Origin of the sequence: Acinetobacter sp. NS-4 (genome assembly GCF_037402435.1) — a bacterium.
Taxonomy (GTDB): domain Bacteria; phylum Pseudomonadota; class Gammaproteobacteria; order Pseudomonadales; family Moraxellaceae; genus Acinetobacter.
Genome location: NZ_JBBEUE010000008.1, coordinates 128029 through 146539, shown reverse-complemented (window position 1 = coordinate 146539; position 18511 = coordinate 128029). Strand labels below are relative to the sequence as shown.

Sequence of the window (18511 nt, the reverse complement as noted above, 5' to 3'; positions counted from 1 at the left end):
ATTATATAAAAAAGAGCGCCTAAGCGCTCTTTTTTATATAATTTTCTTTAGAAAATTATTCCCACTCAATTGTCGCTGGTGGCTTAGATGACACGTCATATACTACACGTGAAACATCTTTAATTTCGTTCATGATACGAGTCGAAATCTTGTCTACCAGTTCATATGGAAGATGCGCAAAACGTGCTGTCATGAAGTCAACAGTTTCAACGGCACGAAGTGCAATCACCCATGCATAACGACGACCATCACCCACGACACCTACCGATTTAACCGGTTGGAATACAGCGAAGGCTTGAGCAGTTTTGTCATACCAACCGCTAGCGCGAAGTTCTTGCATGAAGATGTCATCAGCCAGACGAAGAATGTCGGCATATTCTTTTTTCACTTCACCCAAAATACGCACGCCCAAACCTGGACCTGGGAACGGATGACGATAAAGCATTTCGTGCGGTAAACCTAAAGTGGTACCTAAACGGCGTACTTCATCTTTAAACAAGTCACGAATTGGCTCAACCAGTTCAAATGCTAAATCTTCCGGCAAACCGCCCACATTGTGGTGTGATTTAATTACGTGTGCCTTACCGTTTTTAGTTGCAGCTGATTCGATTACGTCGGGATAAATTGTACCTTGTGCAAGGAAATTTACGCCATCAAGCTTACGTGCTTCTTCAGCAAAGACTTCAATGAATTCACGGCCAATGATTTTACGTTTTTTCTCAGGATCAACTTCACCTGCAAGTGCAGTCAAGAAACGTTCTTCAGCATCGGCACGAATCACACGGATACCCATGTTTTTCGCAAACATGTCCATCACTTGCTCGCCTTCGTTCAAACGGAGCAAACCGTTATCTACAAATACGCAAGTCAACTGATCGCCAATGGCTTTATGAAGAAGCGCAGCAACTACAGATGAATCTACGCCACCTGAAAGACCAAGCAATACTTTTTGGTCGCCAATTTGTTCACGTAACTGTTCAACACGAAGGTCGATAATATTTTCAGAGTTCCAAAGATTACGGCAACCACAGATGCTGTGTACGAAGTTAGACAATAACTCGGCACCTTTAGCAGTATGGGTCACTTCCGGGTGGAACTGTACGCCATAGAAACGGCGTTTTTCATCGCTTACTGCTGCAAATGGACAGCTTGGTGTGCTGGCAGTAACAGAAAAACCTTCTGGAATTGCACTGACTTTATCGCCATGGCTCATCCAAACATTGAGTTTGTTGTCACCATCGTTTAAATCACCAAGAAGCTGGTCACGAACCAAAACGTCTACCGCAGCATAACCAAACTCATGCACGGTACCTGGCTCTACTTTACCGCCAAGCTGTTCGGACATGGTTTGCAAGCCGTAGCAAATACCCAATACAGGTACGCCCAGGTTGAATACAACTTCAGGCGCACGTGGACTACCTTCTTCATGAACACTTTCCGGACCACCCGACAAGATGATACCGTTTGGTTTAAATGCGCGAATGTCTTCTTCAGACATGTCATAGGCATACATTTCAGAATATACACCAGCTTCACGCACACGACGTGCAATCAGCTGACTGTATTGAGAACCGAAATCCAGGATCAGGATGCGGTCTTCAGTGATTTGAGTATTGGTAGTCATGACAAACAACTATGCAAGGCAAACGAAATAAGCGCTGCATTCTATCATTTTTCGGCGCATTAAGCACACTATTCGCACAAGGCTTTCAATTCGTTGATTGCATTATATTTCTGGCACAACAAAGCACCCCTGTGGATGCCTTGTTGTTTTACCATTTTTCTATTTTCACGATTTGGATATCGTTCAATATCGTCCTGATAGATATTGGCCCACTCCATCAGTCTGATCTTGCCGTATGTTCTCTAAAACTTTGGTGATTAAGTAAAATTTTGCAGCTTAGTTTTGATTATACCAAAGCCATTGATCCTTACGATTTGCCAGTTTTTCTATTTTAACGACATCGATGTTGGTGGATTGGCCACTCTGGGTATCCACTTCACCCATCACTTTCACCTGATCACCGGCTTTTAAGCCCATCGGTTTCCAGAAATCATCATCTACATCAATGTCAATTGAACCGGAACCATCTTTGAGCTCAAAATGATCGCCCCGTATTCGTTTGACAATAACGCCGGATAAGGTCACTGCAGTTTCATCTGCCAGCTGTTTTGCTTCCGCAACCGTTACCATATTTTGGGCAGCTTCATTCACGATCATCTGATCACTTTTACCCGCCCAGGATGCTGTAGAAAACATTACACCAGAGATAAAAATTACCCATAACATTTGCTTCATGACTGACTCCACCTTGGTAGCTTCATCAAGCTTTATTGAAGCAAAGTTCTGGCAATTTGTACGCAGCTTTTATGTACTGTGCACAGCTTTTATGTAATTACAAAAAGGCCTGTACAAACTAGAATCAACCTTCTATTTTCCTCAATTCTGGTGATGGTCTCTCTAGCATGTCATCTACACTGAATTTACCTGCACCGTGCAACATCAGGAACAATAGTCCACCAGTCATGGCAATATTTTTCATCAGGTGAATGGCATCATCCGGAGTCCCGGTGCCGTGGAAAATAAAGCCACAAATAAAGGTAAAAATGGCTAAGCCCAAGGCAGCCAGGCGGGCCTGGAAACCAAAAAGCAAGGCCAGACCACCGCCAGCGACGACCAGGATACTCAAAGGCAGCAGACTGGCCGGAACACCTTTAGACTCCATATACCCACCCGTTGCAGCATAAGCATTGATTTTCATCCAGCCCGAAGCCAGAAAAATATAAGCAATTAGCACACGCGCAACCAAGCTGGTAAAAGCATCGGTTTGTGAGCCTTGAAGTAAATTTTTTATTGTCATATTAGGATTAAACATGAGGTCACCTTTTGATTTTTGTTTTAATGACCTCTTCATCCTAAGCCTGTTTTTATCAGGGTCAATAAATAATTTGTAAGATAAATCGTTGCGAAAAAAGGGAAGGATGAAAATGCAATTAATTTTCTTTTTGGTACTGACTTTCATGCCCCAGACTGCTAGGATTTCAGCACATTTTTGCTGTCTGTAGCGCCATGGAACTGCTTGATTTTATCTTACACGTTGATGCCCATCTGCTCAAATTTATCACCGATTACGGCGTGTGGATTTATGCCATTCTTTTCTTGATTATTTTTGTAGAAACCGGTTTAGTGGTAATGCCGTTTCTGCCGGGTGATAGCCTGCTGTTCGCTGCAGGGGCATTGGCGGCGTCTACAGGGGCAATGAATCCTTATGTACTGGTCATCTTGCTATTTGCTGCAGCAGTATTAGGCGATACCCTGAATTATCATATTGGTAAATTTATTGGGCCGCGTGTATTTGAAATTGAATCACGATTCATTAATAAAAAGCATTTAACCTATACGCAAAAATTCTTTGAAAAACACGGCGGTAAAACCATTATTTTTGCACGTTTTGTTCCTTTTGCCCGTACCTTTGCCCCATTTGTCGCCGGTGCAGGCCATATGAATTATAAATATTTCCTGAGTTTTAACGTGATTGGTGCCATTTGCTGGGTCGGTTCCTTTGTGACTCTGGGCTATCTATTTGGCAATATGCCAATTGTCAAAGACAATTTTACCCATCTGATTTTTGGCATCATTATTATTAGTGTCTTGCCGGGTATCATTGGTTTTATTCGCCAAAAGCTGAAAAAGACCGCTTAAACTCCTGTGTGGTATGTGAAATAAAAATTAAAAAAATCGAACCACTACAGGCAACATACACATAATGAGTAACATGGCCGATCCTTTATATAACAGATCGGCTTTTATTTGACTGGACTGACCTGCCAAAATTGCACGCCCAAAAGACATCCAGAACACTGCCGTAGGCAACAGCACCAAACTGAATGCCGCAAATACCAACACAAAATTAGTCGGATTGTTCCAGGTTTCAAGCGGTAAAACACCGGCAGCAAATAATAAGGCTTTAGGATTTTTGAAGGTAGAGAAAAATAGTTGGCGCGGCTGGATAGAACGGTGATGTTGATTATGCTTTTCTAAATCTGACGCTTTCCACAAATGGAAAGCCATCCAACTCACATAAATGGCACTACAAACATGCAGGATATGGATAAAATTCGGCCACACCGGACTGCATAAATGAATGAACAATGCCCATAAATTAATAGCATAAAAATAGCCGAGCAATTTTGCCGGAATAAACAGACTGGTTTTGGCAATGCCTTGTTGATAAGCTGAGCTTGCAAGTAATGCATTGGTTGGACCCGGAATCATCAATACCGCAATCACTGCCAATACAAAAAGCCAACTCTCGATCATAACTGCCTGATATCACCCTTAAACTGGGGCACACCTTATATGAAACCGATAAAAAATGACAAGTATTTCTCGATAAAAAAACATCACCTGATGCGTTTAAAGATTACATTAAAAAATAACAACCAGTTGATATTAATAATATTTACATTGAAACATTTTGCTAAAATTTAATCACCCCAGCCTTGATTAAAGAACAAGAATAGAGTGATTAATCGATTAATTATTGAACTTTCTTGCGAACAATAATAGGACAATTTTTGAATTGTGCTGCCTGCACTACTGCTTCTTGCTCGCCTAACAAACGTGCCAGTTCAGTATTTTTGGTATTTGAAGATTGTCCCATATTTACCGAAACACTCGGGCCAATTCCCCAACCGCCATGACTGCCCCAACCGCCGCCCACACCAACACCCACACCGACGCCAGTGCGTTTTGGTGCTTGCACACCATTGTCGATATATTGCTGAATACGGTTATATTCACTTTGCAACTGCTGGCAATTGAGTGCTTGATACTGGGTCGGAGAAACATAGCTCGGTTTCACCGTCGTTGCACAGGCACCCAATAAGACCGTACTTCCCAGAAGGAGGCTTAGATAAATCGTTTTCATGAGAAATCTCAATACTTATATATGCTCAATTTCATTGAACAACGATTGATAGGCTTGCGTCAATTTATGATCGGTTGCCAAATGGATTAAAGGCTGATTTTTCAGATGTGATTCTTTCATTAAGATGGAAGGCGGCAACATGCTATCTAACACCGGCAAGCTTTCATCTTTCAGCTGTTGCACCACTTCACGCGGTAATTTGGCCTGTGCCTGAAACTGGTTGACCACAATCCCTTCAATTTCCAGTCGGTCATTATGATCATCTTGAGTTTCAATGACATTTTCAATCAGGGTCTGCAAAGCGCGTTTGGAAAATACGTCACAATCAAAAGGAATCAGCACGCGACTGGCTGCAATCAGCGCCGATAACGTGAAGAAGTTAAACGCAGGCGGAGTATCGATATAAACCCGGTCATACTGCCCTTGCAGTTGTTGCAAGGCATCACGTAATTTATAAATCTTGTGTTTTGACTCTAAGGCATATGCCAGTGCACCCAAAGTGGGACTTGCAGGAATCACATCCAGATTTTTAAAAGGGGATTGGTGCACATAGCGCTCCAGACCTTTATCACGGCTCTTTAAAATAGAACCAATGGCATTGCCTAAAAGCCCCTTGCTTTGGGTCGTGCCCAGCACTTCTTCGAAATAGTTTTCAATATTCGGTTCCAGCGCCGGTTTATCTACCGTATAGGTCGCATCATCCCCCAATAGATATTGACTGGAATTGGCTTGTGGATCGAGATCAATCAGCAAGGTTTTCAAACCTTGATGTGCACTAATTGCCGCCAAATTCACTGCAATACTGGACTTGCCTACCCCACCTTTTTGATTAAAAACCACACGTATCAGCATTGGAATCCCCTATCATTTATAGTTATCTATGAATTGCAGTTTAACCTACACGCCTTGCGACTAGAATAATTATGTCTAACAATTAACCAAAATTCGGCTTAATCATCACCAGACTGATGAGGGCGATCAGCGTAACCACCGCAATGGTCAAACCTGCGCGACGTTGTGCCAATAAAATGCTGTCATCTTTTTTATAGGTTTTAATTAAAGATGACAGTAATACCAGGAACAACACAATTTTGGCATAGAACCAAGGCTGCACTTCAAAATGTTTAATTACCAAAGACGTTAGCCCGGTCAAAATGATGACCGTCATAGCCAGATGCTGCCATGCGACCAAAAGTTTCCGTGCCACCGGATTCGGTTGATTCCCCTTTACTCCAACAAATAAAGTCAAACCACGTGCAATGATTGCCCCAATTAACAGGGTCACGGCAATCATATGCACAATTTTAACGGTTAACTGCAAATCCATTGTTTAATCTTCCTTCTTATTCAACTTTTGGTGCATGCGCACATTCAGGACTGGGTGTTGCTTGTCCTTGCCATTCCGATGGCACAAAAGCATGAATTGCCAGTGCATGAATACGCTCGGGAGCTAGCAAGTCCCCAGCAGCCGCATAGATTTTTTGATGACGTTGTACTAAACGTAAGCCTTGGAAAATGTCACTGACCACAATCACCTTAAAATGTGATTCTTTACCGGGGAAATAGCCGCCATGACCCGATGATTCGTTCACCACCTCTAAATGCAGCGGCGACAAATCTTGCAGGCACTGAATCAGTTGCTGTTCTATATTCACAATAACACTCCCAAATAGCTCAATCTTTGGCTTCAGTATAACGTGTTCCGATTCAATCTTCGTGCCCGTCACAGCAATCATTTATCCATTTCAAGCGAAAAGTCGGATTTCCAATCTCAATCCTGTTTAGAAAATCAGCAAACATGGACAAAATGGTTTTATTTTATGCAATTGATACAAGTTTTTTCACAAAGTTATTGACCCTATTTTTGCATAATGTATTATACACGGCATGCGGGAATAGCTCAGTTGGTAGAGCATAACCTTGCCAAGGTTGGGGTCGGGAGTTCGAGTCTCCTTTCCCGCTCAAAATTTTTTCATTTAGTTTTTTCACTTAAAAAACTTTATAGACTCCGCGGGAATAGCTCAGTTGGTAGAGCATAACCTTGCCAAGGTTGGGGTCGCGAGTTCGAGTCTCGTTTCCCGCTCCAAATTCTAAAAGCCCTCATCGAAAGATGGGGGCTTTTTTTATTATTGATTTTAAATAATATTTTTTCTTTCAGTCTATAAAGCTATCAGCTTCAACGCGAGTAAAAAGTTAAGTTAGATCAGTTAAGAGTGGGCTTACGTGACCAAAAGTGACCTAAACGTGCCCTGTAACCATCACATATAGATCAATATATTAAAGATTTTGTATAAATTTTAGTGAACATCGGCTGAGTAATTCTAAAAAAACTTAAAATACTTCATTCTGACTTTTATTGAAGTCTTTTTCACTACTTTATAAAAATGGTGACCAAATTTGGTCACCAAAAATACTTAATAAAAACAATATACTAACTAGAAAATTATTAAATTACATGACGCTTTTTATTAGCAATAATTATTCATCTGGCTTGAACTTTAATAAATCGCCAACGTCTACATTTAACAATACGCACAATTTTTCTAATGTTTCAAAATCAATACGAGTTGATTGACCATTATAAAGCTTATGTAAAGTCGTCTTACTCATTCCGGTTGCCCGAGCTACATCTGCCACTTTCATTCTTCGTTCCGCCAAAAGAACAGGCAAGTTACAAACTATCATTAATTACCACCATTGTGTAATAAAGTACTTGCATGATGTATTAAACGCATTTATTATTGCATTGTGATCTTAAATAACACCATTGTGATACTTTATAAAAGGATACAAACATGAATCTTACTTATATTACTACAAAAGAACTGGCGGAACGAATCCATTACAACGAACGCACTATCCGAAATCAGTTGAAGGACAGTGTTCTAATCGAAGGCATTCATTACATCCGCCCTTTTGGTGGACGCAAAATTTTATATGTATGGGAGCGTATTGAAGAAGATATGACTAAAACCACTTTAGGCTCGCTACACAGCCTACAACTTCAATAAGGAGGATATTATTATGGCTGCCATCCGTACTAGATACGGTAAGTTATGTGTCGATTTTCGATACTTAAACATCCGTTGTCGTGAAACAACAGCTCTTGAAGACAATGCTCCAAATCGCAAAAAGCTTGAAAAAGTGATTGAGCGAATGGAAGCGGAAATCTTATTGGGTATTTTTGACTATGCTAAGTACTTTCCAAAAAGTTCTCGTTTGAAAGAAATCAAAAATGCAGAAAACAGAGTAAATGAAATCAGCTCTAAAACACCTCTATTTTCAAAGTTCTGTGAAATCTGGTTCACTGATAAAGAAATAGAGTGGCGTACAAGCTACAAGGGAAAAATTCAAATTGTAATCAAAAAGTACTTGATCCCTTTTTTTGGCGCAATTCCTGTTATTAATATTAAAAAGTCAGACATTCTTGGATTCCGTTCATCCCTCGCCAAAGTGACTAACGGAAAAAACCAAGAATGCCTTTCACCATCAAGAATCAACCAGATTATGATAGTGCTTCGTATGATACTCGATAGTGCTGCCGAACGATATGAATTTGATAGCCCTTATAAAAATATCAAGAACTTAAAGCAAGGAAAGATTGAAGTAACACCTTTTTCATTAAAGGAAGTACACGCAATCCTTGCCACAGTTCGTGATGATTTTAAGCCTTATTATACTGTTCGATTTTTCACAGGTATGCGCACCAGTGAGATCGATGGCTTGCAATGGAAAAATGTGGACTTACAACGTCGGGAAATCCACATTCGTGAAGCATTGGTGAATGGGGAGCTTGGTGGAACTAAAACTTATGGTTCTGACCGCACGATCCAGATGAGTGATCGGGTTTATCAGGCCTTTCTGCAACAGAAAAGCTTAAATAATGGTAAATCAGAGTTTGTCTTCTGTAACCGCGATGGTGGACCTCTCGATTATCGTTTAGTGAATAAACGTGTCTGGCATCCCCTGCTACGCTATTTAGGACTAAAGCCTCGTCGTGCTTATCAAACACGTCATACCGCTGCAACGCTCTGGCTGTCGGCAGGCGAGAATCCAGAATGGATCGCACGCCAGCTGGGCCATTCAACGACTGAAATGCTGTTCCGGGTCTATAGCCGCTATATTCCCAATGTTACGCGCCGCGATGGCAGTGCATTTGAAGCCATGCTGGAAAAACTAAATACAGAGGAGCTTGCACATGAATAGTAAAGCTTTCTTTGGTGGTGTGGTCGTCAGCGCTGAAGCAGATATGGTCGCTCGTGAATTAATCCATGAGCTACACATTCCCAAACTTCACAATCTAGCTTTTTTGTTGGAAATCAATAAATGCTTCGATGATCACCAGGCGTTGAGACTCTGGTTACAGCGAATGTTGGATGAAGGGCAAGCCCATTACGATGACTTGGCCCAACAGGCCCGTCTCCGCTTAATGAGTCTCGCTCACTAATAAAACAAACACAGACAGAAGGTCATCCAATCGATGACCTTAGCCCCTCTATATCTATAAAAAGGTGAACACATGCATAAAGATATTTCAATTTGGATGCCACTCTATATTGGCGACCTACAGGCAAAATTTGCACGAATGACGGCAGAACAAATTGGTGCGGCACTGCTGTTAATGATGGATTTCTGGAAAAATGGTGCCATCCCTCATGACCTAGCTACTGTATGTAGCATCACGAAATTACCTCAGCACACCAAGGCTAAAACTTTGTTGAATACGCTGATGGCTCTGGAATTGTTTGAAGTCGAGTCTGAGCAGATTCATTCAAGTTTTTTAACCAGTTTAAAAAGCCAGGCATTGCAAAATCAGCAAATGAAATCTGATAAAGCTAAAAATGCAGCTCAAGCACGTTGGGGTAAATCCGCAAGTGATGCTCAAGCATCAACCAAGCAACGAAAAGTAAATGCTCAAGCAGCTCCTGAGAAGAGCCCGAGTATTACTCAAGTCATGCTTGAATCATGCCCTTCATCTTCATCTTCATCTTCATCTTCATCTTCATCTTCATCTTCATCTTCATCTTCATCTTCATCTTCATCTTCATCTTCATCTTCATCTTCATCTTCAAATTTTGAAGAAAAAAATGAGAGTTTTTTAGAAAATTCAAAATGGATTTAGGAGAATAATCATGAATACCATGCTTAAAACGCTCCAGTTTCGCGCAGAAACAACGGAAACAGCTTGCCCTACCCATCATATACCCCTAATGGAAATTGCGGGTCACAGGCTCTGTAAATTGTGTGCCAAAGAAACCGTCGATCACTCACATGCAGCCTATGAGAATGAACTGCAACAGCGATTGCTACAACAGAAAATTAAAAATTCAGGGCTCAATAAACGCTACCTGGATCGTGGCTTCAAGAATTATGTAGTTGCATGCCCTGCACAAGACAATACCATCAAGCTATGTCAGGCCTTTGCACAGCAGATTATTTCTGACCACAACCCGAATATGTTGATGATTGGTACACCGGGTACAGGTAAAACCCATCTGAGTGCATCAATTATTCGCAACATTCTGCATAACAGTACAAAATCTGCACGCTACTATACCAGTGCAGAAATTGCTCAAAAAATGATGGACACTTGGTCAGATGCTTCACGCTCTGAAAAGGAAGTCATCGACCATTTCTCCAGCTTTGATTTATTAGTGATTGATGAATATGGCCTGCATGACCGGCATGAAAAACGCCTGGAGATGGTGCATAAGGTCTTATATAGTCGTTATGACAATATGAAATCTACCCTGCTGATTTCCAATTTCACAGTCCAAAATATGCAGCGGGATTTAGGTGTCCGATTATGGTCAAGGTTGCATGAAAATAGCCTGATCATTGTTCCATGCTACTGGGCAGATCAAAGGATTACTTAATACTGCTTGCAAAAAAGAGCCTTGTTAGACGGCTCTTTTTAACTTATCTCTTTTTTAAATTAAGTGGCTTTGTTGCACAAACCTATCTGTAAAGGGTTTTTCAGCGATATAATTTTCAAATGAAGAAGCCTACACACAAAATCTACCGCACAACCAATTGGCCCGCATATAACCGAGCACTCATGAGTCGCGGAAATATTGCCATTTGGTTTGACCCTGCTACGCAATGGTATGCGCCCCTTCTAAGCTAGGTTTGTGCAACAAAGCCTTACCTCAATTAAAATCCCACATAAAACTTCTCAATCAATTGCCTTGTCTTCACCATTAAACTGGTCAAAACATTATCCCGCTCAAACAGCTTAACCTTATAGTTTGGTAAGTCCTTCAACTCTTCTTTACGTGGCAAACGATGCGTATATTCATAGTGATCGAGTACTTCTTTCATCGCTTCAGGCTTTAGATTTTCCTGTTCACAAAGCTGCTGGTAAGCCTGTTCTTTTTCGATATCCCAAAATTGTGCAAAGGCATCTTGTACGCTTTGACCATTGATCATCTTCGGCATGTTTTCTTCAATGAACTTCTGAATCAGTTCCTGCTTGTCATGCAAGGTAACTTCATTACCAATTAGATCATGTATCTGTGCTTCGTATTTCTTGCGTTTGGCCTCATCCCCGCTATCCAGAGCCATTTGCAGCAAATTGATAATATAGCCCACATTGATCCGGTCACTATGTAGCAGATCCAATTGGAAATCGACATCATCCAGTACAGAGACTTTTTCTTTTTTCGTAGTCTTGCGTACATCACGACATAAGTCAGCATACTTGGAAGCAAAATTGGCAAAGTGCTGTTTATCTAAAGCGGTCTGGTTCTGATCGTATTCGATAAAGGTTTGCAGCTGAGCGTTATAACGCATCACTTCACGGAAGGCCTTAATAAACTCCAACTGCTGATCTTCTGTCATGAGATCATCCACGCTTTGATAATCAGGCGTGATCTTGAGCAACTTCTGAACAGCAGCATCATAATCCTGCTTAATTTCCTCAAAGCTTGGAACCAGTACCACCTTTTGCGCATCTTTATTGGAAAATAGCGCCAGTGCTTCATCTGTCGCACGTTTCAGGTTACGGAAGCAGATAATGTTTCCAAATGGCTTCTTATCGTTATAGACACGGTTGGTGCGTGAGAATGCTTGAATCAAGCCATGATATTTTAGGTTTTTATCGACATACAAGGTATTTAACGGCTTAGAGTCAAAGCCCGTGAGGAACATATTGACCACGATTAGAATATCAATCTGTCTGTTTTTTACGCGCTGTGCAATGTCGCGGTAGTACGCATAAAATTGATCACCAGAATTGTAGTTGGTTTTAAACTGTCGATTGTAATTCGCTATGTAGCGATCTAGCTTATCCCGACTGGATGAATTGACCTGACTTGGAATATCTGCGGCTTCTTCATGAATCAAGCCAGTTAAGTCATCAGTCGGTACAGCCTCATTTGCCGCATAGGAAAAGATGGTGGCAATGGTCAAAGGCTTAAATATCCGACCTTGTGCTTCATCTTCAATTTGCTTTTCAGCCTGCACCTTTTCAAAGAGGTCGTAATATTGGGTCAGTGTTTCGACCGAACTGACACAGAACATTGCGGTAAATTCGCGATTACGAGTTTTGGTATCGTGAATATTGACAATGTAGCGGGCAATCATTTCAAGGCGTTGCGGATTGTCATACAGTTCTTTGGTATCGATGCCTTCTACATCTTCCTCATAACTTTCATTCGTCGCCATTCCTTTGGCGGTGTATTTGCCCCGATAATCAATTTGGAACTGCAAGACATTACGGTCACGGATGGCATCGACAATCACGTATTTATGCAAACACTCATTAAACAGGTAGTCTGTGGTGAGTTTTAAACCTGCTTTGCTTTGGCTGTTCTTTTCAAAAATAGGCGTACCGGTAAAACCAAACATTTGTGCATTGCTGAAGAATTTTTTGATGTTCTGATGGGTCTCACCAAATTGACTGCGATGACATTCATCAAAGATAAAGACCACTTTTTTATTTTTAAGATAATCAATCGATTCTAAATAACGGTCGGTGCTGATGGCTCGATTGAGTTTTTGGATGGTGGTCACAATCAGTTTGTCATGACGTTGATCCAGCTGTTTCACCAAGGTCGATGTGTTATCGGTGCTGTCCACGCTGTCGGCTTTAAAAGCATTAAACTCACGTGAGGTTTGTGTGTCGAGGTCATTACGATCCACCACAAACAGGACTTTTTCTACATCAGGCATTTGCATGATGATCTGACTGGCTTTAAATGAAGTCAGGGTTTTTCCTGATCCTGTGGTATGCCAGATATAGCCGTTCTGATCGGAGTTTTGCACATGCTCCACAATTTTCTGTACTGCATAAATCTGATAGGGACGCAGCACCATCAGGCTTTTGGTGGTTTCTAGCAGCACCATGTACTGGGTCAGCATTTGGGTCAGATGCTGCTGATTGAAAAAAGCTTCGGCAAAGTCGACAATTTCATTGACGTGTTTGTTGCTGACATCGGCCCAGGGAAAGGCAAATTCAATGCCGGTCGTGCCGTTGGAGTAGTAACGGGTATTGGCACCATTACTAATCACAAACAACTGGATAAAGCCAAATAGCCCTTGCCCAGCCCAATACGCTTCACGAGTATAACGCTGAGTCTGGTTAAAGGCTTCGGCTATTTCCATGCCGCGTTTTTTCAGCTCGATCTGTACCAAAGGCAAACCATTGACCAGTAAGGTCACATCAAAACGGCTGGTTCTGCCATTATAGTCGCGGTGGTCGATGGTGATTTGATTAGTGACCTGATAAATATTTTTGCTAGGATCATCAGACAGGAAAAAAAGGTGTTTACTGCTGCCGTCATCAAATTTGACTGGGAACAGATCACGCAGATTTTTGGCGCGTTCAAACACTGTACCCGTATTTAAAAAACTGATGACCTGTTTCCATTCCGTTTCTGACAGTGGCGCTAGTCCATTGGCGCGTTCGACTTGGGTTTTCAGGTTAGACAGTAGTTGGCTTTCGTCCTTGAGCGTGACTGAGGCATAACCTAATTGCTGTAGCTGGCCAATCAGTTCATTTTCAAGTTGATATTCGCTTTGTACTGTCATTTCCTTTTCCCTCTAAAATCTTAAATTATTCACTTCAATGTTTGTTTAATTAAACTCAAGATATATTCTAAATTTTCACTATCTTTAACTTTCACAGCACAATAATTTCCATCAACCACATCCTTAAAAAAATTTCTAGGATCATCGATTAATTTCTTTCTTTGCTCACTAATATCAAAACGTATGAAATCTTTGAAAAAATGCACATATAAAAGATTGGAATTCTTACATTTAAAGGCAATATAGTTTTTTCGAATATTCATTTCTATGTCAGGTGCTAGATTTAAAATCGAATCCCTGAATTGCTCATATAGCTCTTTAATGTCATCAGACTTATCCGCCAAGTGATAAGCTTCATCATATGTCTGGATTTCTTTAGCAATTTTTTTAATGTCTTCAGACCCCATCTTTTGCACTTGCTTAATTGAAGGGGCTGATTTGGTTTTCTGCAATGGATTGACTGAAATAATTCCACCCTGATAGCGTTTGATTTCCCACAGCTCAATGCTGAAGTCTTTAAAATTAGTAGACTGCTTTTGAAAGTCAGTAAAGCTCGGTGAAACAAAGATGATTCGGCTCTGGGACCAGTCGACATCCTGACGTTTAAGCTGTTTGCTCTGGCTCTCATTGTACTCAACGATAAAATCGGCCTTATAGTCGAGCATCATATTCAGATAAGAAACGCCTTGGTCAATCACGCTATAATTGCGTTCACGCTTGTATTCGATAATTACGAAGGCCTGACTTTCGGGATCGAAAGCTAGCGTGTCAATACGATTATTCTTGATCGTGAACTCGGACTTGATGAATTCCAGACCTGTAAAACTGTAAAGATTACTTTCAAACAGGCTTTGAATCTCTCTTTCCAGACGAAAAGGATCTTCTGTAAGTTCTACTAATGACTGTGCTTGGGTTTGATAAAGCTGCATTAAAAATCTCGAATTATTTATTCTTCAAATGTTTGTCTAAGCGGATTCCTCAAAGAAACACTATATAAAAGTTTTAATCTCTCAATTGTCATTGGAAGACCATTTTCGGTTTTATGGAGCATGGCGTGACAATTTGGACAGACTGGTCTTAGATCTTCTTTAGGGTCTACTTCATATTGTTCGCCAATCGTGTGCAAAGACTTAAGATGATGTACATGGATGAAATCTTTAGCAAATGAGCCATACATATGTTCAAAGCTCAAGCCACAAACGCAACAACGTGTTCCATAAATTTCTATACATTTAGCCCTTGCTTCAGGGTTACGCTCATATTTATTCACTAAAACCGTTTGCTTAGCTCCTTCAGGAAAAGTTTCATTTTCTAAACCTGCTTCATCTGGATAGTCGGTATTCACACTATCAGTTTTAAACTCATTAAAAATATGAGTTAAAAAAATGCGGATTGGATCATTTGAAGCTTTATCTCGATCTGTGCGACGGCCTTGAATAGGAGCATCAGGAATTAAGTTTTCCTGTCTGAAATATTCAAAAGACAAAGTGGATTTATCCACTTTGTTTAACTTTTCAAAAATAGAGTACCCACCTAGATAACTTTCAATTTTCTTTTTATCCGACCAAAATGCTTTCTGTGCTACTGGGTATTCTGAGTTTTCCGCATGCCTAATAACTTTGAATTGATACATCACCTTTGAGATGGGTTGGGTCACATATACATGAACAATATCATTGATTTGTAACCCTTTACCTTCACTAGTGGCTGAATTCTTCCAATAAATCTGCGGCAAAGCCTCATAAGCTGCTTCTAAATCAAACTCAGCATAATTCACGGTTACTAGCCAATTTGCCATAACTTTCCCCTACACAAACATCTGCTGTAACAAGCCTTTTTTCCACTTTTTGGCTTGTTCAATTTGCTGTGCTACGACTTCAATTTTTTCGTCAATCGCAGAGAGAAAATTGGCAATTTTGGTTTGTTCTTCAATGCAAGGGATTCTAAATTTAATTTTTCTTAATTGATTTAGAGAAAGTACTAACTGAGATGTTCCAACTGCATATTGAATATATTTATGCTTATGAAAATTCAAACACTCATAGAAGAACTTATTATTTCCATTTTTCATGGTAAAAACAGGATAATACGTACTAATTATCCCCGTAATGTTTAATTCATTAAGATTGAAGAAAAAAAGTCCATCATCACTTCTTGATCTATATGTTATTTGATTAGGTTGAATGATATTAAAGCCTATATTTTCTCTATCAGCTAAGCGGCTATCTTCAAAATATTCAGCTTGACGAATTAATCCTCTCCTCGATGAAGTTAATACTTCATATTCATCTTGAATTTTAGAAGAATCTTTAGACTCTTGAATATACGGATCAAGTTCAGATAAAACCCACTCCCCAAACTCACTACCATCATCCGCTTTAAAACGAATTTGCTGGCTAAACAACTTCTGCATCATGCCTTGTTTATATTGGCTGAGTAGCTCATTCTTTTGCGTGAGTTGGCTAATCTTTTCATCCACAGCAGAAAGAAAAGAGGCGATTTTGGTTTGTTCTTCTTTGGATGGGAGATAAATATCAACATTATTAATCGAGGTTGTATTTAAACTAGGCACACCAGTTGCTTCATTTAATCCAAGCCAGTTCACTTGCAAAGCGTGTTGATAAATGAATAAAGGATAAATATTCTGCTTAATTTCTGAATAAAAAAGAGTATCTACTGTCCAAAATTTTTCATTTACATATTTTGGTTGATCAATTGTACCTTTACGACCGATAAGAATACTTTCACCATCGTATAGGTATTGATTGACATAACGCATCACACCGCCTGTGCCGTAAACAGGTATTTCTCCATCCTCAAGTAATTTATGATCTTTACCATATTTAATAGTAAGTGCATCTTTATATTTTTGCGCAGACCAATCCCCATCAAATTCTTTAAATCTTAACTTTGGCGTAGCCATTACTTCACCTCCGAAAATGGTGAAACAATACCTAGCTCTTTACAAAAATCTGCAATGATGGCATCGGTTTTTTGGCTGTCTTGTTCCAAAGCTTGAAGCTGTTTTGCAATCGCATCTAAATCAATCTCGGCTTCCGCTTCAAAAGTATCCACATAACGCGGAATATTCAGGTTGTAATCGTTATCTTTCACTTCCTGCAACGTCGCGACATGCGCATATTTTTCAATATTTTCACGCTTTTCAAATGCCGCAACAATCTTATCCAAATGCTCAGGCAATAACTTGTTTTGGTTCTTCTGCTTTTCAAAATCATTGCTGGCATCAATAAACAGAATATTGCCGCTCTGCTCACGGTTTTTCTTCAACACCAAAATACAGGTCGGAATAGACGTACCATAGAAAATATTGGCGGGTAGACCAATAATGGCATCCACCACGTTCATCTGTTCAATCAAATACTGACGAATTACGCCCTCACTCGAACCACGGAACAATACGCCATGCGGTAACACCACCGCCATAGTGCCATTGTCATCCAGTTGATACAGCATGTGCTGTACAAAAGCCATATCGGCTTTAGAACTTGGCGCCAGTTTGCCATACGCAGCAAAACGTTCATCTTGTAAAAATAACGGATCGGCAGACCATTTTGCAGAAAATGGTGGATTCGCCACCACTGCATCAAACTTTTTATCTAAATGCTGCGGACGGGTTAAAGTGTTTTCCTGCTTAATATCAAACTTGGCAAAATGCACATCATGCAGAATCATGTTCATGCGTGCCAAGTTGTAGGTGGTACGGTTCATTTCCTGACCGTAAATCATATCGACATCTTTGACTTCACGTTTTACCCGTAGCAACAAAGAACCTGAACCGCAAGTCGGGTCATAGACTGAACGTAAACGCTCTTTACCTTGGGTGACAATCTTCGCCAGTAAGGTCGATACCGTTTGCGGCGTATAGAATTCCCCCGCTTTTTTGCCCGCGCCTGAGGCAAATTCACCAATCAGGTACTCGTAAGCATCACCCAGTACATCGGCTTCGGTATTACTAATATCAAAATCAATGTCATCTAAATGACTGAGGACTTTCGCCACCAGTGCATTACGGTCACTGGCATTATTGCCGAGCTTGGTCGAGTTTAGATCCAAATCTTCAAACAGGTTGGCAAAGTCATCGGCAGAGTCGGTGCCTAACGTGCTTTGTTCAATTGATTTTAAGGTCGCAGTTAAATCATCCAAAATGAATTCGCCCTGACGACCACGCTCGGCTAAGGTATGGAATAGCTGTTTTGGTGTGAGCGCATAACCGACTTCGGCAATGGCATTCTTTTTAATTTCTTCGATGTACGGCACATGCTCAGCATTATTTTCATCTAATTCTAAAAAGCTGACTTCTTCGCCATCGAGCAATTCGTTGGCAAAGTTCACCGACTTTTCTGATAAATATTTAAAGAAAATAAAGCCCAGTATGTAATCACGGAATTCATCGGCGCCCATGGTGCCACGCAAAGTATTGGCAATATTCCAAAGTTGTTTTTGTAATTGTTGCAGTTGCACCTGGGTCATTGTTATAGGAGTCCAAATAAGTAAATCATTAATAAAATGATTTTACCTAAAATTCTAAA

General features: G+C 40.5%; 20 protein-coding genes, 2 tRNA genes and 1 pseudogene. 9 read left to right on the top strand and 14 right to left on the bottom strand.

From position 1 onward, the window contains the following. Positions 1 to 55: 55 nt before the first annotated feature. The 3 genes from guaA to WAE57_RS08480 form a co-directional block, all read right to left on the bottom strand. Positions 56 to 1624: a glutamine-hydrolyzing GMP synthase gene (gene guaA, locus WAE57_RS08490; protein WP_337710031.1), complete on the bottom strand. Its 1569-nt coding sequence runs from the start codon at positions 1622 to 1624 to the stop codon at positions 56 to 58. A gap of 276 nt (positions 1625 to 1900) precedes the next feature. Beyond that, positions 1901 to 2299: a NirD/YgiW/YdeI family stress tolerance protein gene (locus WAE57_RS08485; protein WP_337710029.1), complete on the bottom strand. Its 399-nt coding sequence runs from the start codon at positions 2297 to 2299 to the stop codon at positions 1901 to 1903. 124 nt (positions 2300 to 2423) lie between these two features. Beyond that, the gene (locus tag WAE57_RS08480) at positions 2424 to 2876 is read right to left on the bottom strand and encodes a DoxX family protein (protein ID WP_237787595.1); all 453 of its coding nucleotides are present in this window, start codon (positions 2874 to 2876) and stop codon (positions 2424 to 2426) included. A gap of 194 nt (positions 2877 to 3070) precedes the next feature. Between WAE57_RS08480 and WAE57_RS08475 the strand changes: the two genes are divergently transcribed. Further along, positions 3071 to 3703, top strand: coding sequence for a DedA family protein (locus tag WAE57_RS08475; RefSeq protein WP_337710027.1), 633 nt, complete (start codon positions 3071 to 3073; stop codon positions 3701 to 3703). Between the two features lie 27 nt (positions 3704 to 3730). Here WAE57_RS08475 and WAE57_RS08470 read toward each other — a convergent pair whose 3' ends face one another. The 5 genes from WAE57_RS08470 to WAE57_RS08450 form a co-directional block, all read right to left on the bottom strand. After that, entirely contained in the window at positions 3731 to 4321 is a 591-nt protein-coding gene (locus tag WAE57_RS08470) for a LysE family transporter (RefSeq protein ID WP_337710025.1), read from the bottom strand. Between the two features lie 220 nt (positions 4322 to 4541). Continuing rightward, the gene (locus WAE57_RS08465) at positions 4542 to 4931 is read right to left on the bottom strand and encodes a hypothetical protein (protein ID WP_237787593.1); all 390 of its coding nucleotides are present in this window, start codon (positions 4929 to 4931) and stop codon (positions 4542 to 4544) included. Between the two features lie 15 nt (positions 4932 to 4946). After that, complete coding sequence (locus WAE57_RS08460; protein ID WP_337710023.1) at positions 4947 to 5783, bottom strand: ParA family protein; 837 nt, start codon at positions 5781 to 5783, stop codon at positions 4947 to 4949. A gap of 82 nt (positions 5784 to 5865) precedes the next feature. Beyond that, entirely contained in the window at positions 5866 to 6258 is a 393-nt protein-coding gene (locus WAE57_RS08455; protein WP_337710021.1) for a SirB2 family protein, read from the bottom strand. 16 nt (positions 6259 to 6274) lie between these two features. Beyond that, positions 6275 to 6586 carry a BolA family protein gene (locus WAE57_RS08450; protein WP_237787591.1) on the bottom strand — a complete coding sequence of 104 codons (312 nt, stop codon included), beginning with the start codon at positions 6584 to 6586 and terminating at the stop codon, positions 6275 to 6277. Positions 6587 to 6820: 234 nt separating this feature from the next. On the opposite strand from WAE57_RS08450, the gene WAE57_RS08445 reads away from it, so the two are divergent. Together WAE57_RS08445 and WAE57_RS08440 are read left to right on the top strand one after the other, a co-directional pair. Then, positions 6821 to 6893: transfer RNA gene (locus WAE57_RS08445), tRNA-Gly, on the top strand. 48 nt (positions 6894 to 6941) lie between these two features. Then, positions 6942 to 7017: transfer RNA gene (locus tag WAE57_RS08440), tRNA-Gly, on the top strand. A gap of 392 nt (positions 7018 to 7409) precedes the next feature. Here WAE57_RS08440 and WAE57_RS08435 read toward each other — a convergent pair. Beyond that, on the bottom strand, positions 7410 to 7616 hold the full coding sequence (locus WAE57_RS08435) for a helix-turn-helix transcriptional regulator (protein ID WP_004280956.1): 207 nt from the start codon (positions 7614 to 7616) through the stop codon (positions 7410 to 7412). Between the two features lie 110 nt (positions 7617 to 7726). Here WAE57_RS08435 and WAE57_RS08430 point away from each other — a divergent pair, with 110 nt between their 5' ends. The 6 genes and pseudogenes from WAE57_RS08430 to WAE57_RS08405 all read left to right on the top strand — a co-directional run. Continuing rightward, a complete protein-coding gene (locus WAE57_RS08430) occupies positions 7727 to 7942 on the top strand; it encodes a hypothetical protein (protein WP_001054887.1) in 216 nt (71 codons plus the stop codon). A 13-nt stretch (positions 7943 to 7955) separates the two neighbouring features. Further along, on the top strand, positions 7956 to 9137 hold the full coding sequence (locus tag WAE57_RS08425; protein WP_156188727.1) for a DUF3596 domain-containing protein: 1182 nt from the start codon (positions 7956 to 7958) through the stop codon (positions 9135 to 9137). Further along, positions 9130 to 9378 (top strand): hypothetical protein, encoded by a 249-nt coding sequence (locus WAE57_RS08420; RefSeq protein WP_156188726.1) that lies wholly within the window; start codon positions 9130 to 9132, stop codon positions 9376 to 9378. The genes WAE57_RS08425 and WAE57_RS08420 overlap by 8 nt, the downstream gene beginning before the upstream one ends. A 72-nt stretch (positions 9379 to 9450) precedes the next feature. Further along, positions 9451 to 10053 carry a DUF1376 domain-containing protein gene (locus WAE57_RS08415; protein WP_156188725.1) on the top strand — a complete coding sequence of 201 codons (603 nt, stop codon included), beginning with the start codon at positions 9451 to 9453 and terminating at the stop codon, positions 10051 to 10053. A gap of 10 nt (positions 10054 to 10063) precedes the next feature. Further along, positions 10064 to 10807 (top strand): ATP-binding protein, encoded by a 744-nt coding sequence (locus tag WAE57_RS08410; RefSeq protein WP_156188724.1) that lies wholly within the window; start codon positions 10064 to 10066, stop codon positions 10805 to 10807. Between the two features lie 119 nt (positions 10808 to 10926). Next, positions 10927 to 11043: pseudogene (locus WAE57_RS08405) on the top strand (IS5/IS1182 family transposase); the annotation flags it as partial. A gap of 41 nt (positions 11044 to 11084) precedes the next feature. Here WAE57_RS08405 and WAE57_RS08400 read toward each other — a convergent pair. The 5 genes from WAE57_RS08400 to WAE57_RS08380 are packed head-to-tail and all read right to left on the bottom strand — an operon-like array spanning position 11085 to position 18452. After that, positions 11085 to 13961 carry a type I restriction endonuclease subunit R gene (locus WAE57_RS08400; RefSeq protein ID WP_337710009.1) on the bottom strand — a complete coding sequence of 959 codons (2877 nt, stop codon included), beginning with the start codon at positions 13959 to 13961 and terminating at the stop codon, positions 11085 to 11087. A 29-nt stretch (positions 13962 to 13990) separates the two neighbouring features. After that, positions 13991 to 14890, bottom strand: coding sequence for a DUF5655 domain-containing protein (locus tag WAE57_RS08395; protein WP_337710008.1), 900 nt, complete (start codon positions 14888 to 14890; stop codon positions 13991 to 13993). A gap of 17 nt (positions 14891 to 14907) precedes the next feature. Beyond that, positions 14908 to 15759 (bottom strand): HNH endonuclease, encoded by an 852-nt coding sequence (locus WAE57_RS08390; RefSeq protein ID WP_337710006.1) that lies wholly within the window; start codon positions 15757 to 15759, stop codon positions 14908 to 14910. Positions 15760 to 15768: 9 nt separating this feature from the next. Beyond that, positions 15769 to 16884, bottom strand: coding sequence for a restriction endonuclease subunit S (locus WAE57_RS08385; RefSeq protein ID WP_337710004.1), 1116 nt, complete (start codon positions 16882 to 16884; stop codon positions 15769 to 15771). Further along, a complete protein-coding gene (locus WAE57_RS08380; protein ID WP_337710002.1) occupies positions 16884 to 18452 on the bottom strand; it encodes a type I restriction-modification system subunit M in 1569 nt (522 codons plus the stop codon). The genes WAE57_RS08385 and WAE57_RS08380 overlap by 1 nt, the downstream gene beginning before the upstream one ends. Positions 18453 to 18511 lie beyond the last annotated feature (59 nt).

Coding starts and splice junctions, on each gene's coding strand:
- WAE57_RS08455 (WP_337710021.1), bottom strand. CDS start 6,258: ATGGATTTGCAGTTAACCGTTAAAATTGTGCATATGATTGCCGTGACC.
- WAE57_RS08470 (WP_337710025.1), bottom strand. CDS start 4,321: ATGATCGAGAGTTGGCTTTTTGTATTGGCAGTGATTGCGGTATTGATG.
- WAE57_RS08475 (WP_337710027.1), top strand. CDS start 3,071: ATGGAACTGCTTGATTTTATCTTACACGTTGATGCCCATCTGCTCAAA.
- WAE57_RS08420 (WP_156188726.1), top strand. CDS start 9,130: ATGAATAGTAAAGCTTTCTTTGGTGGTGTGGTCGTCAGCGCTGAAGCA.
- WAE57_RS08460 (WP_337710023.1), bottom strand. CDS start 5,783: ATGCTGATACGTGTGGTTTTTAATCAAAAAGGTGGGGTAGGCAAGTCC.
- WAE57_RS08430 (WP_001054887.1), top strand. CDS start 7,727: ATGAATCTTACTTATATTACTACAAAAGAACTGGCGGAACGAATCCAT.
- WAE57_RS08425 (WP_156188727.1), top strand. CDS start 7,956: ATGGCTGCCATCCGTACTAGATACGGTAAGTTATGTGTCGATTTTCGA.
- WAE57_RS08465 (WP_237787593.1), bottom strand. CDS start 4,931: ATGAAAACGATTTATCTAAGCCTCCTTCTGGGAAGTACGGTCTTATTG.
- WAE57_RS08385 (WP_337710004.1), bottom strand. CDS start 16,884: ATGGCTACGCCAAAGTTAAGATTTAAAGAATTTGATGGGGATTGGTCT.
- guaA (WP_337710031.1), bottom strand. CDS start 1,624: ATGACTACCAATACTCAAATCACTGAAGACCGCATCCTGATCCTGGAT.
- WAE57_RS08400 (WP_337710009.1), bottom strand. CDS start 13,961: ATGACAGTACAAAGCGAATATCAACTTGAAAATGAACTGATTGGCCAG.
- WAE57_RS08485 (WP_337710029.1), bottom strand. CDS start 2,299: ATGAAGCAAATGTTATGGGTAATTTTTATCTCTGGTGTAATGTTTTCT.
- WAE57_RS08410 (WP_156188724.1), top strand. CDS start 10,064: ATGAATACCATGCTTAAAACGCTCCAGTTTCGCGCAGAAACAACGGAA.
- WAE57_RS08415 (WP_156188725.1), top strand. CDS start 9,451: ATGCATAAAGATATTTCAATTTGGATGCCACTCTATATTGGCGACCTA.
- WAE57_RS08395 (WP_337710008.1), bottom strand. CDS start 14,890: ATGCAGCTTTATCAAACCCAAGCACAGTCATTAGTAGAACTTACAGAA.
- WAE57_RS08435 (WP_004280956.1), bottom strand. CDS start 7,616: ATGATAGTTTGTAACTTGCCTGTTCTTTTGGCGGAACGAAGAATGAAA.
- WAE57_RS08380 (WP_337710002.1), bottom strand. CDS start 18,452: ATGACCCAGGTGCAACTGCAACAATTACAAAAACAACTTTGGAATATT.
- WAE57_RS08480 (WP_237787595.1), bottom strand. CDS start 2,876: ATGTTTAATCCTAATATGACAATAAAAAATTTACTTCAAGGCTCACAA.
- WAE57_RS08390 (WP_337710006.1), bottom strand. CDS start 15,759: ATGGCAAATTGGCTAGTAACCGTGAATTATGCTGAGTTTGATTTAGAA.